This is a genomic window from Legionella sp. JM-2024 (assembly GCF_055389095.1).
Genome location: NZ_AP039388.1, coordinates 2,815,438 through 2,828,840, shown reverse-complemented (window position 1 = coordinate 2,828,840; position 13,403 = coordinate 2,815,438). Strand labels below are relative to the sequence as shown.

The window sequence follows — 13,403 nt, the reverse complement described above, 5'->3', positions numbered from 1 at the left end:
AGCAGCATGCGTAGCCTGGTTGCTTGCAGCCAGGATTTCCTGGAGCAATACTTTTTACATTTTTTAAAAAATGTTATGTTAATCTCAGCAAGATTCTATGGAAAAGGACCTCATGGTAAATTACAGGCGAGATAAAACGCGGGGCGGTACTTATTTTTTTACATTGACCTTAAAAGATAGAGCATCAAATTTAATCACGAAGCATATAGCAGCGCTATGGCATTCTTTTCGACAAGCTCAAAAGAACAATCCTTTTACTATACATGCAGTTGTGGTATTACCCGACCATTTACACTTGATAATGGAGTTACCTGAAAAGGATGCAGATTATTCAACCCGATTACGTCAAATAAAGACCTATTTTTTACAAGAAATAAAATCATCTGGAGAGTCATTATTAAAAAATCTACGAGGTGAATACAACTTATGGCAACGTCGATTTTGGGAGCATCGTATTCGAGATGAATCAGATTTTTATTCTCATGTTAACTACATTCATTTCAACCCTGTGAAACATGGGTTGGTAAAAGAAGCTATAGAGTGGCCTTATTCAAGCTTCCATCGATATGTTCGTGAGGGGCGATTGCCAAGAAATTGGGGAGGGCGTTTTTGAGGGGGCGTTTGGGGAATAATGAATCCTGGTTGCAAGCAACCAGGCTACGCTTGCTGGATGAGGTATAAATACAAATTAATTTTTATAACCTACAGCTAATATATGGGCGCTTGCTCCTAATAAGCTCATGTCTTTTTCTATTTTTTCGACAGTCCAATGTAAAAATGCTCTTTTCTTTGAATCATTATAAAGTTGTTCAAAATTGGGCAAGTTCCAAAAAGGACCTTCAACAGCAAGCATTTCTATCTTGTCAAACTTTGCTTCAATTAATTCTTGTTTAAGATCTTCTGGGTGATGAAAATAAGCTTCCGTAAAATATTCAATGTTTGATGGGGAATAGTGTTTACCTGTAGCGATATCCTTTTTAACCATTTCTTGAATTTGAGTATTTTCTATCAAGTTGCTTGCAAAACAATCTAAAGCAGTAGAAAGTCTTGAAATAGCCGCTGCTATAATTAATCCGCCAGCTTTCAATATGCGCCACGCTTCTGTCAGTGCTTTGATACGTTCGTTTCTTTTTGGTAAATGATAAAGTGGTCCCATCAATAATACAACATCAGCAAATTCATTTGGATAAGATAAGTTTCTTGCATCTCCTATGTGTAATCCTGCAAGTTGAATTGATTGTTGTTTAGCTTGCTCAATATGTAGTTTTATTGGATCAATTAAATAAACATTATGTCCTTGCTCAGCTAATGGAAAAGCGTATGCGCCAGCACCTCCTCCAACATCTAAAATAGTGCATGAAACATTGGGAATATATTTTTTTAAAATAATTAAAGAACGTTCTCTTTCAAAATTGCCAAGAGCATTGGAAAATAGTCGAGTATTTTCTTGTCCTTGAGTGTAAAAATTTTCAATATTTTCATTGAACATATTTAATCCTTAGAGGTTAAGTCTTATCCTCGAGATGTAAATTGATACACCAGTAGCCCCTCATGACCTTCGTAAGTTATTTTAGTTGGAATAATTGGTGCGTTTACAAACTTTTGAATGCTCTTATCCCAAAATGCATGGGCAATTTTATTATTATCCCAAACTCTTACTTGCCAAGTTCCTTTTTGTTGCTTCCATAAGTGATGAGCGATTACTTGCCCAATTCCTTTTTTACGAATTTTTCGCATCACGAAAAATTCCGCGACATCCCAAATGTCAGACTCTTTATTTATCGGTGAGCAAAATCGGCTAGATCGGTCATTTCATAGGTATATAATTCGTAAAGCTGAGCAATAATAGAGGATTGCTCTAAATTAGCCGCCATTATTTCAATATTCAGTCCTATCATAATGTGATAACTCTAGTAATCAATTTATTTAAGGCATCTAAATTATCAGTATAGGTCAGAGCTTCATCAAATAATCTGAATGTGTTTTGATCGTGCATTTTTAAATATTGGAATGCTTTTTTAGGTCCCTGATAGCGTAATTCTCTAAAAACAAAATAATCCTCCAAAAGTGTATAGAGTGACCAGATATGACGATATTTTCCTTCCAAATCTCTGATGGATGCTCTGGCTAACATTTTTTGATACCATACTTTACGTACTGTAATTTCATCAGGAGGAATGGATTCAGGGAGTGTTAGGACTGCGTTAAGCTTTTTTAATAACTGAGTACCAAAATGAGCCTCTTCAATAACAATGACCCCATCTGCCATGCATAAATGTTCCTCTGAAATTATCTTAAAAGCATTTTCTGGATAGATAAAAATATCATGATAAACTCGGTGTTTTTTATCAAAACGTGCGATACGCTGTTTTTCTCCTGTTTTAACAATCCCTGCTACATCATAATCACTCGTTGAAGTGAAATCTCCACGAGCACGTGAACCATATAGAATAATCGTATGGCAATGATATTGAGAAATTAATTCATCAGCAATTAATTGAAGAACTGAATCATTTTCTAATAATATGCTTTTTTCACTCATTTGTTCCGCATTATTTTGGGTATTAGGCTTCATTAAGAAATTTTATTATATCAAAAACAGAATGAACAATTACCTCATTGTAAAGTTAATTAATTATATAGGAAAACTAAACTACTTGGACGGAGTTGTCTTAAAATTAAAAACAATCATTGCATAGGGATTGGGTTTTTCTTCTGTTGCAAGTTCTGCGGGTGTTTTAAATACCTCTGTAAATTGACTATTTGAGACTTCGTTAATTATTTGTCGCCAAAATTTAATAGCAGCACTATTTTCTGACATCGCTGTAACTGTCCATCCTCCTAGCAAGCGTAGCCCGGATGAAGTGAAACGAAATCCGGGATGTTCGAAGCCCAATATCCCGGATTACGGCTGCGCCTGCATCCGGGCTACGCTAGCTGGAATTTGATATGTGATTTAAAGATCATTGTGTGCTTAATATTCTAAAACTACTTTATTGTTTTCATTCTTGAAAAATAAAAGATAAAACATCCTTGAACTTATGTGGGCAGTTAAAAGTGGAGGATTATCATATAAGTTACAAATTAAAAAAACGAGCAATTATTAAAAATATGAAGATTGCAAAAAACGGTATAAAAAAACAACCGTTCACAATTTTAAAAAACCAGCTAACTTTTACATCATTATCTGATTTTTCAAGTTTTGCGTTCCAATTTAAAAAAATAATTAACAGTGATAGGGTGATTACAACAAAACAAAGCCATAACTTATAAATATATTCGGGTGGGTTTTGCCATAAATTTGCAAAAGTATAAGTGCTTTTATCGCCTCCATCATAGGAGAAAAATGATGTTAAAAGATAAAAAAACTGGAGCGTGTATATTTGCCATAGTTGATTTGTTCTCATATTCTTAACGAGAATAAATGTTCCTAACAAATAATAACTACTTCTAAAAATATATTCCGGGATACCAAAAATAATCATTCCCCAGCCAAATACAAGAAGGCGAAATAAATATCCTATGAAAAAGGTCACGTCAAAAATTAGAAATAACCAATGTTCTTTTTTAGTCATTATTACAAAACCTTACTTAATACGATTTAAGGAGCCTTATAATTAGTATGCCTATTATTCGACAGGCTCACAATATTAGGCGTATAAGCACCCATGGGGTCAGGCCCTGAACGATCCCGTCAAATATTTGTGCAATCATAATTTTCCCAATCTAAGACATAATTACTGATATAAGAAAAAGCTTGAATCAGTTGTTTTTTGTTCGTTTTATAAGAAATTAAATTTCTTAAAATATGAAGGCCAATGAACATAATACTTAATACTGGAATATTACGAACCGTATTAGCCTGAATTTGATAATGCCATTTATTTGTTATCGCGATCTGGCCTGCTAACCATGCAACTACTGTAGCAATAAGCGTAATGAGGATTAAATTTTCTAACCGTTTGATACTTTTTGTACCCGATTCAGGAAGACGAAATCCATAGCGTTTATTTTTTATATCTTTAAAAGAGCCTTCAATTTGCATGCGTAATTTATATATTTTGATTATCTTTTTAGACGTATTTATGCCTTCTGAAAGAGATGTGATAATGGCCCATGGCTCATTAGCTCCTTTAGCATATTGCTTACTGTTGCTTGATTGGCATTTTTCTCCTTGAATCGTCTTTTTTATACGGCCTTTGCTAGGTTCTTTATAAATATAAAGAGAGGCATCTAATGGATTCCTTCTGGCAATGGTAGCTCCACTTAGATATTTGGGTGTTTTTGTCGCCTTTGGATATAAGCTCTTTACATGGACCCAGTCGTCATCACCAATTTTTATTAAGGTCTGAAACCTTACTCGTCCAATAAAATCCCATCCTAATTGAGTGATAAGCGTAAACCACGTATTTCTAAAACCTGCATCTGTAACAACAATAGGACGACAGTTCGCTGGAAGAATAGAACTTAATTTACTTAAAAATTCACTATGAATGTTGTGATTTGCATAATGCTTCTGAGCATGAACTTCTTCATAGATAGTCATCAAGCGACCTACTCCTGTAACCGATGCCCTTAGAAAATAATGCTTACAATCCGCTGAAACCGGGGACCAATCAACAATCACTATGGGTCGGGTTTTAGTGCCTATCCAAGTCGCTGCTATATATTTATAGATACACTCACGTTCTTCATGTAGTTTTTTGTTACCAATTAAGGAATCTACTTTCTTTATATTATGTTTTGCTGTGGTTTGATTTTTCAGACCTCGACCTAATGCACTAATCCATAACTTTCCGCAGTCTATTAATGAATAGACCACTTCAAATAAGCAATTAGAACGCTTTTTATGAATATTGGGGCATGACTTTTCTATATTCATTTGTAATAATCTTACTGCATGCATGGCTGTTCCTTTATCTAGTCTTTTTTCGCGAATCGAATTAGATCACGAACTGGCATGCATGTCTATTCCTTATAATTTAACCCCTTTGTTTTATATGCCTTTTTTTTAAAAAATTTGACGGGATAGCTCAGGGCCTGACCCCATTGATGTTCAGAGCCAGATCTTTCCCAGCACTTAAAAATACCAGGAAAGTCGAGCAAGAAAAATTACTAAAACAACGAAAAAAAAGAATGGACGATAATGAAGCAGCTTAAGTAAGTGCCATTAGGCTTTTCAGCCCAGCCTACACTTGATCCAAATATTTATTAATGATAAAAGCATTTAATTTAATATACGCCAGTTTCAAAGAGAAGGTCATGTGGGAATTTTTTAAAAAAAATAATAAGCCAGAAGAAAATAATAAGCCAGTAGAGGTACTATTCGACTTAGACTTCCCACTGACTCCTGACATTGACATTGTAGATAGTCAAACAACCGGTACGAGAGGAGTTGTTGCAAAAAAGGTCATGAAGAATTTTTTTGAAGAAAATAATAAGCCAGTAGAGGTACTATTCGACTTAGACTTCCCACTGACTCCTGACATTGACATTGTAGATAGTCAAACAACCGGTACGAGAGGAGTTGTTGCAAAAAAGGTCATGAAGAATTTTTTTGAAGAAAATAATAAGCCAGTAGAGGTACTATTCGACTTAGACTTCCCACTGACTCCTGACATCGACATTGTAGATAGTCATCAAAACGGTATGAGAGGAATTGCTGCAAAAAAAGAAGAATGTACAGGTTGCACAATCGTATAAACCAATTTAAATAAATGGTTCATTTTCTGGATAGTTGAATTATAGAGCTCATGTTAGCAAGTGTAGGCTGGGCTGAAAAGCCCAGCGTTTCATTCACCAAACCTGAGTTGAGTAAAAGTATCAATACAAGCCCAATTTTCACTTAAAATACCTTGCTTAATAAAACGGTGGATGCTTGAGAATTTCCAATCAGAAGGGTTAATGACATAGCCATGCTTAACTGGGTTAAAATGAATATAATTGACGTGGTGTTCATAATCTTTATCGTCAAGGATGATATGTTCCCAGAATCGTCGTTGCCAGATACCCCGCTCGCGCTTTTTTTCCCTGGAACGAGCTCTTGTTTCGATAGGTTCAATTTGCCTGGAGAAATTAGATTTTATCAAGCTGATGCGAGTAGAGTAATTCATATCACCTTGAGGTAAAGTCAACATCAAGTGGCAATGGTCGGGCAAGATGACAATCGCGTTTATGTGGAAAAGATGTCTCTGTTGGACCTTACGAAAAGAAAATCTTAATGCATCGATATGTTGAATGAGCAAGCTACTTTTTCTATTTAGAAGGTTTATTGTAAAAAAATAAGTAGCATTGGGTATCAGTACTCGACGGTAACGCATAAGGTTGGCCTGTATATCAATCCATTTAGGATTGTTGTTATAACTGGTTTTTGAGTGCTATTCAATATCCGATGCTGGGCTTTTCAGCCCAGCCTACTTGCTACCTGAGTCCCGGCTGTATGCCGGGATTTTTTTTAGTAGTTTGATGTAGTACATTGACACGCTAATTTTGTCGCATTAATTATCCGCTTGTTAACGCGCGCGGCTCGGATTTTCTGCTATCAGAGCCGCGCGCGTTAGCAAGCGGATTATCCTAGAAAAGTGCTGTAGCCTGTCTTCCGAAAAAATGCATCATCAATCCCTTGAAAGATCGCACTTTTCTGGCAATTTGTATATCAGTTTTTTAGTTAGCATGCATTAAACATAAACTATTAGATCATAATACATACTTGCTATTAGTTAATTTTTTACCATAATTGCAATATGAGTTATTTTTTATTATTCCATTCGACAGGAATTCAAAATGTCTTTTCCCAATACCGATGCCATTAAAAAATTATTAGAAGAAAAGAGGCAATTAGCACATACCAAGTCTTCAGAACCCCATGATTATGCTAGTGTGAAGCAGCGTGTGCTGCAATTGGAGTTAGGGCAAGAGATAGCTTACTTATCTAAGCTTCTTGAAAACCCGGACACATTCGAAGCCAAATTTAAAGAACGATGTGCCCAACGGGAAGATGGTACAGTCGATGCCATTGGCTTTAACCAACTATCGTCTACTGAAACCAATTACCTTTATTGGGAAATAGCCAGTCTTGTTTTTAAACCCCAAAGCCTGTCCGCCATGCTGGCTATCATAGCACCGCGTGTGAAAAAACAATTTCAAGCATCGATTTCAGAAGACATCGCATTATCAGGTTCATTTAAAGCAGCATTCAAAGGCATAGAGCCGATTTTGGATTTAAAGGAAAATACATCGAAATTAAAAAAAGAGCCGCTTCTGCATGATTTGTCTAATTATGTCATAAGCGGGGAAATGATTTTTGATGTTCGGCCTATAGAAAATTTCCCATTACGCAGCCAGGCCAAATTATATGACTACTTAAAGAAAGGCTATCCCGAGCTTGGCGATGCATTGTATGAACATAACCAAGAACTGAGAACCTTAAAAGATGGCATCGCCCTTTTTCAGAATCAAGGTACGACGCCTAAGGAAGCCCTGGAACTGTTAATCAAGGAATTGACCTTAGGCGGGGAAAGGATGACAGGGAGTACCTATGCAAGCGAATCTGCTGAAGAAGCAATTAAACAGTTTTATTCTTTTATGGAAAGCCTGCCTTCCGAAACGCAAGACCTTTTAAGGAAAGCCCAAGGCAACCATGGCACTTTAGACAGCATCATTGAGAAAGAGCTAACAAAAGGTGAGTGTGTTGAAACAGCAGCCTTGCATTTACGCTCTGTCGTAGAAGCCAACCAAAACACACCCCTATTTAACCAACCCGCCCACATGACTAAAGAAAGCGTGAGGCAATTAGAAAAAAAACACAAACAGGTTTCTCCCCTGCAAGACGATACCGGCTACCGCAAACTGCCTGAAGGGCTCATTAAAGAAGCTATTCAAGACATTGCGCCCAAAAACTCGTCTGAGCTTATCGGCCTGATTATGAATTTCCCGCCTGACTTATATGGGGAATTATTAAACAATATCAATCTCACGGAACCCGATAAGGCGTTAGACGATATAGCCGAGTTAATCAAACAAAAATGGCTGACGGCAGAGCAAGTCAATGCACTGGCCGCTGCAGTCATCAGTTACTATAAGACCCTTAACCCCAATGGCAATGTTTTGCATTGGGCAGTGCTTACCAATAATGCCTTGTATGTGACAAAAGCACTCGAATCCATACCTGAAAAGGAAAGATTGGATAGGCTTAAGGAGAAAGATAAATATGGTAATACAGTATTGCATAAAGCAGCAAACAATCCGGAATTCCTTAAAGCCATTTTTGGGCTTATTCCTGAACAAGATAGATTGGCTGCGGTTAAGGTTATAGATCAATTAGGTGATACAGTGTTGCATAAAGCAGCTGATAACCCCGAATCCCTTAAAATCATTCTTAAACTCTATCCTGAACAAGATAGGTTGGACGCTGTTAAAGTGGAAAATAGTTCTGGTAATACGGTGTTGCATTATGCAGCCAGCAACCCAGAATCTCTTAAAACCATTCTTAAGCTTATTCCTGCAAAAAATATATTGGATGCAGTGAAGGTTACAGATAAATATAGTGAACCAGTATTGCATAAAGCAGCAGACAATTTGGAATCTCTTAAAACCATTCTTGAACTTATTCCTGCAAAAGATATATTGGATGCTGCAAGGATTAAGGATAAATATGGTGATACGGTGTTGCATAATGCAGCATACAACCCGGAATCCCTTAAGGCCATTCTTGGGCTTATTCCTGCAAAAGATAGATTGAATGTGGTTAAGGTGAAAAATAATGATGGTAATACGGTATTGCATAAAGCAGCATACATCCCGGAATGCCTTAAGGCCATTTTTGGGCTTATTCCTGAGCAAGTTAGATTGGAAGCAGTTAAGGTTAAAGATAATTATGGTGATACGGTGTTGCATAATGCAGCTAGCAACCCGAAATACCTTAAAACCATTCTTGAGCTTATTCATGAACGAGATAGAGTGGATGCTGTTAAGGTTCAAGATGAAGCTGGTGATACGGTGTTGCATCAAGCAGCATACAATCCGGAATCCCTTAAGGCTATCCTTGGGCTTATTCCTGATGAAAAAGATAGATTAGATGCGGTTAAGGTTAAAAATAAATTAGGTGATACAGTGTTGCATCAAGCAGCATACAATCCGGAATCCCTTAAGGCTATCCTTGGGCTTATTCCTGATGAAAAAGATAGATTAGATGCGGTTAAGGTTAAAAATAAATTAGGTGATACAGTGTTGCATCAAGCAGCATACAATCCGGAATCCCTTAAGGCTATCCTTGGGCTTATTCCTGAGCAAGTTAGATTGAAAGCAGTTCAGGTTAAAAATAAAAATGGTAATACAGTGTTGGATAATGCAGCCTACAACCCGGAATCCCTAAAAGCCATTCACGAACTTATTCCTGCATTAGGCAAATTGAATACCGCTAAAGAAGAAAGTCCGCCATCTATTAATACTAACTACTTTTTTGCAAACAAAAATCCACAACCTAGTGAACCAAGCAAGGTTAAACCAACAGAAATAACTGAGAAAAAAAATACTGACTTAGAAGAAGGCGAAAAAATCAAACCCGATTTTTGAGAAATAAAAATATTAGGATATGTTGACATTCACAGTCTCAAATGCTGACGTGCCGTGGTTTATCCTAACCCCTCCGATTGGGAGCTCTCAAATATCCACCGGTTTATTAGGGTCTGTTGACAATTCATTTAATAAAATACTATAAAACATCTACGTGCCGCGGCTTGTCCGCCGGCATCCATGAGATCTCTGGATACCGCGGACAAGCCGCGGTACGTGTTGGGGTAAGTTTTGAAGACAGGCAAGATTTGCTCGGACATCGTTCCGGTCGAATCACCACACATTATTCGTCAGCTGAATTGCAGAATCTATATATCACTGCGAGTAAGGTTTGCGAAAAACAGCAAAGTGGGGTGGTGCTCACTTTACTGCGCAATCCAAAAAATAGGAAAGAAAAGATAACTGCACAATGTTCAAAGGTGGTGAGTCTATGACTTTGTGTCGTTTGTGCCCCACAAAGACCCCACTTTTTTCTATTTTCGGCCAATTCTAATTAGAAGTGCGACAGTCACAAAAGCTGATATCATGTTTTTGGGAAACTTGAAAACAGCAAAGGAGACTGCCACATGGGACAGTATACTCAATTATCAGTGACTGATCGACGTCGTTTATATACTTTTATTGATATGGGATTACCTGTATCAGCGATAGCCCTTAAGTTGTCCAGGCATCGTTCAACTATATATAGAGAAATTAGTAGAAATCATGATTCAGGGTTGTATCTGCCAATTATTGCGCAACATAAAGCATTAGAAAGAGCCAGAAATGGACGTACCACTAAATTGAAAAGTAATGGTGTTTTACGAGACTATGTTATTAGATCATTAGAAAAAGGCTGGGGTCCAGAGCAAATTTCTGGACGCATGAAACATCAAGCACTGAGTTTTTATGTTTGTCCGGAAACAATATATCGACACATCTATCAATCCAATAATAAATCACTTTATCATTATTTAACTTACAAGAAGCCTGGAAGGCGTAAACATTTTGGAAGAAAGCATCGACTTTGTCGCTATGGTAACCCCTATCTTATTACTCAAAGACCAGAAGAAGTTAATACAAGAACACGATTTGGCCATTGGGAGGGTGATACCATTGAGTTCAAAGGCAATAAAAGCAAAGTTGTTACCACACTAGTTGAACGTAAAACAAGAATGGTTTTCTTGCTAAAAAATGAGAGCAAGCATTCCAGAGGTGTCATGGAAAAGATACAAACTAAATTTGAAAACCTCCCTAAAAAAATGGTTAAAACCATTACCTTTGATCAAGGGTGTGAGTTCGCAGACCATCAATACATCGAAAAAAACATGAACTGTGATGTCTATTATTGCGAGACACGTTCACCATGGCAGAAAGGAAGTAATGAGAATATGAATGGTCGATTAAGACGCTATTTACCTAAAAATGCTAAAATTGAATTAATAACACAAAAAGAACTTGATTTAATAGCTGATAAAATGAACCGGTGTCCTAGGAAATGTATCGGCTATAAAACACCCAAAGAACTGTTTATACAGCAGTTTAAAAATGATTGTCGCACTTGGAGTTAAAATGCGCCCCCCAGCCTTAAAATTAACTCGTTGATTTTAAAGTAATAATTTGCAACGGGATACCACTACAAATGTCGTACAGAGTATAACAGTGTCGTACTCAAACACGCAAATCTCACGCAAGGATATTTTAGTTACTTAATTGGCATTTACTAGAAAATCCTTTCGGTTTTCATAAAAGTGACTATTTGTGACGTAATGGTAACAAGATAAAATGTAAAGTAATTTTGATACAAATATTCGTTATTTATTTGTAAGTAACGAAATTATGTATCATAATTTAAATATGAAGACAAAGGATAGCTATAAACAAATAGTACTCCAAATGGCTAGAAAAACGGGTGTAATCAAAATGTCCGATCTAACCAAACAGGGGATAACTAGAGCGACCGTTTCAAGACTTGTTAACGAAAACAAACTTGAAAAACTTGCTCCTGGACTATATTGCCTGCCCGAGACTGAGTTTTCTGAAAAGGAAAGCCTGATTATTATAGCAAGCCGAGTACCTCAAGCCGTGTTTTGTCTGCTAACTGCCTTGCAGCTCCATGATCTAACAACGCAGCTACCTCGAAAGGTATGGATCGCTATGCCAAAGGGAAGTCATGTGCCAAAAATGGATTATCCGCCGCTAAAAATGGTGCAATATTCAGATGAAGCCTTTAGTGAAGGAATTGAAATTATAGAATCAGATAATATTAAGCTAAGGGTGTATAACCTTGCCAAGACTATTGCAGATTGTTTCAAACACCGCAATAAAATTGGCCTTGACGTGGCTATTGAAGCACTCAAAGAAGCTTATTCTAAAAATAAAGTAACAGTTGATGAACTATGGCATTATGCGAAAATTTGTCGTGTTGCAAACGTAATGCGTCCTTATATTGAGGCAATTCAATGACAAAAAATATTGGTGAGTCTGTGCGCTCACGTTTGAAGAATATAGCTATAAAAGAAGGTTCTGATTTTAACGCGATATTGACTCGTTACGGACTAGAACGTTTGTTATATCGGATTGGAGAATCAGAATATTCTAATCAGTTCTTGTTGAAGGGTGCTTTACTTTTTAACCTATGGTATGACATGCCCCATCGACCCACTAAAGATATTGATTTATTGGGGTTTGGTGATAATGATCTAGCGTATATTAAACAAACGTTTAGTAAAATCTGCAGCATCTCTGCAGATGATGGAATAAACTTTTTATCTGAATCAGTGACGGTAGACACTATAAAAAAAGATGGAGGGTATACTGGAGCAAGAGTTGAATTATTTGGGGAATTAGCTAAAGCAAAGATTAAAATACAAATTGATATTGGTTATGGTGATGCAGTTACACCTGGTCCAATAGATGCCCATTATCCCGTTCTCCTTAATGATCTTCCTGCTCCTAAGATCCGTACTTATCCAATTTATACGGTAATCGCAGAAAAATTGCATGCTATTGCATTATTGGGCATGGCGAATAGTCGATTAAAAGACTACTTAGATCTTTATGTATTATTAAGTAATGAACAGATAGATAGTAAAGTCTTGGCTAAAGCTATACAGGCTACATTTACTCGTCGAGGTATGTCTCTTCCTGAAGCTTTGCCTATTGGTCTGACCGATGAGTTTGCTAACGACCCAAGTAGGGTGTCAATGTGGATAGCCTTTTTGAGAAAAAATGAACTAGAGCAGAAACCATTAACTGAAGTTATTGCTGTGATTAGAGATTTGATTCAAATGCCATATTCTTTGATAAAATAAAATATTATTTTTGCTGATGAATTTCAGATAATTGCAGCATATGCTGCCATGCCTCAATGATCATTACCATGGCTAAGGTATCTAATTCACAGTATCTCAATAATGCGTTTCTAAGTTCGTCTCGTTCAGAATTGCTCATATTGGTGAACTGTAACTTTGCATAAGCTATTGTTGCGGCACCACCTTCTTTTAAGTCTTCACTATCAAATAGAAGTTGAGCATTTTCATCAGTGATGTCTTTATTAATTGGTGGCAACAAATGATAGGGATCTTTTATTCGATGATTTTCTTTAACTATCCAGCATTGATTTATAAAGTTATGGCTTTGAATTCCATTTACGGATCCATAAATTGGTTGGATATATTTTTCTTGAAGGAAATCTGAACGATTTAAAATAGCAGGAAATACTTGTTTAATTGAGTTAGAACCATTGATAAGGGGATCATAATGAAAACGTTTGACTAACTCCAAGATATCAACCATGCACCGTGGTAGGTACCACCCCAGGAGACAGTTATCCCCTGGATGGTGATTTA

Annotated in this window: 14 protein-coding genes; 6 read left to right on the top strand and 8 right to left on the bottom strand. The window is 36.7% G+C overall.

The window, feature by feature from the left end:
* Positions 1 to 97 precede the first annotated feature (97 nt).
* On the top strand, positions 98 to 613 hold the full coding sequence (locus tag ACZ5EK_RS12365; RefSeq protein WP_464429932.1) for an REP-associated tyrosine transposase: 516 nt from the start codon (positions 98 to 100) through the stop codon (positions 611 to 613).
* A gap of 75 nt (positions 614 to 688) precedes the next feature.
* Here the strand turns inward: ACZ5EK_RS12365 and ACZ5EK_RS12360 are convergent, their stop codons facing one another.
* The 6 genes from ACZ5EK_RS12360 to ACZ5EK_RS12335 all read right to left on the bottom strand — a co-directional run bounded on the left by ACZ5EK_RS12360 (position 689) and on the right by ACZ5EK_RS12335 (position 4,906).
* A complete protein-coding gene (locus ACZ5EK_RS12360) occupies positions 689 to 1,489 on the bottom strand; it encodes a class I SAM-dependent methyltransferase (protein WP_464429931.1) in 801 nt (266 codons plus the stop codon).
* A 23-nt stretch (positions 1,490 to 1,512) separates the two neighbouring features.
* A complete protein-coding gene (locus ACZ5EK_RS12355; RefSeq protein WP_464429929.1) occupies positions 1,513 to 1,740 on the bottom strand; it encodes a hypothetical protein in 228 nt (75 codons plus the stop codon).
* A 154-nt stretch (positions 1,741 to 1,894) separates the two neighbouring features.
* A complete protein-coding gene (locus ACZ5EK_RS12350) occupies positions 1,895 to 2,575 on the bottom strand; it encodes a nucleotidyltransferase domain-containing protein (protein ID WP_464429928.1) in 681 nt (226 codons plus the stop codon).
* A gap of 78 nt (positions 2,576 to 2,653) precedes the next feature.
* Positions 2,654 to 2,821 carry a hypothetical protein gene (locus ACZ5EK_RS12345; RefSeq protein WP_464429927.1) on the bottom strand — a complete coding sequence of 56 codons (168 nt, stop codon included), beginning with the start codon at positions 2,819 to 2,821 and terminating at the stop codon, positions 2,654 to 2,656.
* Between the two features lie 256 nt (positions 2,822 to 3,077).
* On the bottom strand, positions 3,078 to 3,575 hold the full coding sequence (locus tag ACZ5EK_RS12340; RefSeq protein WP_464429926.1) for a hypothetical protein: 498 nt from the start codon (positions 3,573 to 3,575) through the stop codon (positions 3,078 to 3,080).
* A 119-nt stretch (positions 3,576 to 3,694) separates the two neighbouring features.
* Positions 3,695 to 4,906, bottom strand: a complete 1,212-nt coding sequence (locus ACZ5EK_RS12335; protein ID WP_464429925.1) for an IS4 family transposase — start codon at positions 4,904 to 4,906, stop codon at positions 3,695 to 3,697.
* A 308-nt stretch (positions 4,907 to 5,214) separates the two neighbouring features.
* Between ACZ5EK_RS12335 and ACZ5EK_RS12330 the strand changes: the two genes are divergently transcribed.
* The gene (locus tag ACZ5EK_RS12330; protein WP_464429924.1) at positions 5,215 to 5,703 is read left to right on the top strand and encodes a hypothetical protein; all 489 of its coding nucleotides are present in this window, start codon (positions 5,215 to 5,217) and stop codon (positions 5,701 to 5,703) included.
* 89 nt (positions 5,704 to 5,792) lie between these two features.
* Here ACZ5EK_RS12330 and ACZ5EK_RS12325 read toward each other — a convergent pair whose 3' ends face one another.
* Positions 5,793 to 6,320: an REP-associated tyrosine transposase gene (locus tag ACZ5EK_RS12325; RefSeq protein WP_464429923.1), complete on the bottom strand. Its 528-nt coding sequence runs from the start codon at positions 6,318 to 6,320 to the stop codon at positions 5,793 to 5,795.
* 463 nt (positions 6,321 to 6,783) lie between these two features.
* Between ACZ5EK_RS12325 and ACZ5EK_RS12320 the strand changes: the two genes are divergently transcribed.
* The 4 genes from ACZ5EK_RS12320 (at position 6,784) to ACZ5EK_RS12305 (ending at position 12,866) form a co-directional block, all read left to right on the top strand.
* Positions 6,784 to 9,573 (top strand): hypothetical protein, encoded by a 2,790-nt coding sequence (locus tag ACZ5EK_RS12320; RefSeq protein ID WP_464429921.1) that lies wholly within the window; start codon positions 6,784 to 6,786, stop codon positions 9,571 to 9,573.
* A 566-nt stretch (positions 9,574 to 10,139) separates the two neighbouring features.
* Positions 10,140 to 11,123 (top strand): IS30 family transposase, encoded by a 984-nt coding sequence (locus tag ACZ5EK_RS12315; RefSeq protein WP_464429919.1) that lies wholly within the window; start codon positions 10,140 to 10,142, stop codon positions 11,121 to 11,123.
* 268 nt (positions 11,124 to 11,391) lie between these two features.
* Entirely contained in the window at positions 11,392 to 12,018 is a 627-nt protein-coding gene (locus ACZ5EK_RS12310; protein ID WP_464429917.1) for a type IV toxin-antitoxin system AbiEi family antitoxin domain-containing protein, read from the top strand.
* Positions 12,015 to 12,866, top strand: coding sequence for a nucleotidyl transferase AbiEii/AbiGii toxin family protein (locus ACZ5EK_RS12305; RefSeq protein WP_464429915.1), 852 nt, complete (start codon positions 12,015 to 12,017; stop codon positions 12,864 to 12,866). Before ACZ5EK_RS12310 ends, ACZ5EK_RS12305 begins: the two co-directional genes overlap by 4 nt.
* Before the next feature lie 4 nt (positions 12,867 to 12,870).
* Here the strand turns inward: ACZ5EK_RS12305 and ACZ5EK_RS12300 are convergent, their stop codons facing one another.
* On the bottom strand, positions 12,871 to 13,350 hold the full coding sequence (locus ACZ5EK_RS12300; protein ID WP_464429914.1) for a hypothetical protein: 480 nt from the start codon (positions 13,348 to 13,350) through the stop codon (positions 12,871 to 12,873).
* Positions 13,351 to 13,403 lie beyond the last annotated feature (53 nt).

What these genes read in the sequence shown, in the direction of transcription:
- ACZ5EK_RS12365 (WP_464429932.1), top strand. Translation starts at nt 98, where the DNA reads ATGGAAAAGGACCTCATGGTAAATTACAGGCGAGATAAAACGCGGGGC.
- ACZ5EK_RS12360 (WP_464429931.1), bottom strand. Translation starts at nt 1,489, where the DNA reads ATGTTCAATGAAAATATTGAAAATTTTTACACTCAAGGACAAGAAAAT.
- ACZ5EK_RS12350 (WP_464429928.1), bottom strand. Translation starts at nt 2,575, where the DNA reads ATGAAGCCTAATACCCAAAATAATGCGGAACAAATGAGTGAAAAAAGC.
- ACZ5EK_RS12345 (WP_464429927.1), bottom strand. Translation starts at nt 2,821, where the DNA reads ATGTCAGAAAATAGTGCTGCTATTAAATTTTGGCGACAAATAATTAAC.
- ACZ5EK_RS12340 (WP_464429926.1), bottom strand. Translation starts at nt 3,575, where the DNA reads ATGACTAAAAAAGAACATTGGTTATTTCTAATTTTTGACGTGACCTTT.
- ACZ5EK_RS12335 (WP_464429925.1), bottom strand. Translation starts at nt 4,906, where the DNA reads ATGCATGCAGTAAGATTATTACAAATGAATATAGAAAAGTCATGCCCC.
- ACZ5EK_RS12330 (WP_464429924.1), top strand. Translation starts at nt 5,215, where the DNA reads ATGATAAAAGCATTTAATTTAATATACGCCAGTTTCAAAGAGAAGGTC.
- ACZ5EK_RS12325 (WP_464429923.1), bottom strand. Translation starts at nt 6,320, where the DNA reads ATGCGTTACCGTCGAGTACTGATACCCAATGCTACTTATTTTTTTACA.
- ACZ5EK_RS12320 (WP_464429921.1), top strand. Translation starts at nt 6,784, where the DNA reads ATGTCTTTTCCCAATACCGATGCCATTAAAAAATTATTAGAAGAAAAG.
- ACZ5EK_RS12315 (WP_464429919.1), top strand. Translation starts at nt 10,140, where the DNA reads ATGGGACAGTATACTCAATTATCAGTGACTGATCGACGTCGTTTATAT.
- ACZ5EK_RS12310 (WP_464429917.1), top strand. Translation starts at nt 11,392, where the DNA reads ATGTATCATAATTTAAATATGAAGACAAAGGATAGCTATAAACAAATA.
- ACZ5EK_RS12305 (WP_464429915.1), top strand. Translation starts at nt 12,015, where the DNA reads ATGACAAAAAATATTGGTGAGTCTGTGCGCTCACGTTTGAAGAATATA.
- ACZ5EK_RS12300 (WP_464429914.1), bottom strand. Translation starts at nt 13,350, where the DNA reads ATGGTTGATATCTTGGAGTTAGTCAAACGTTTTCATTATGATCCCCTT.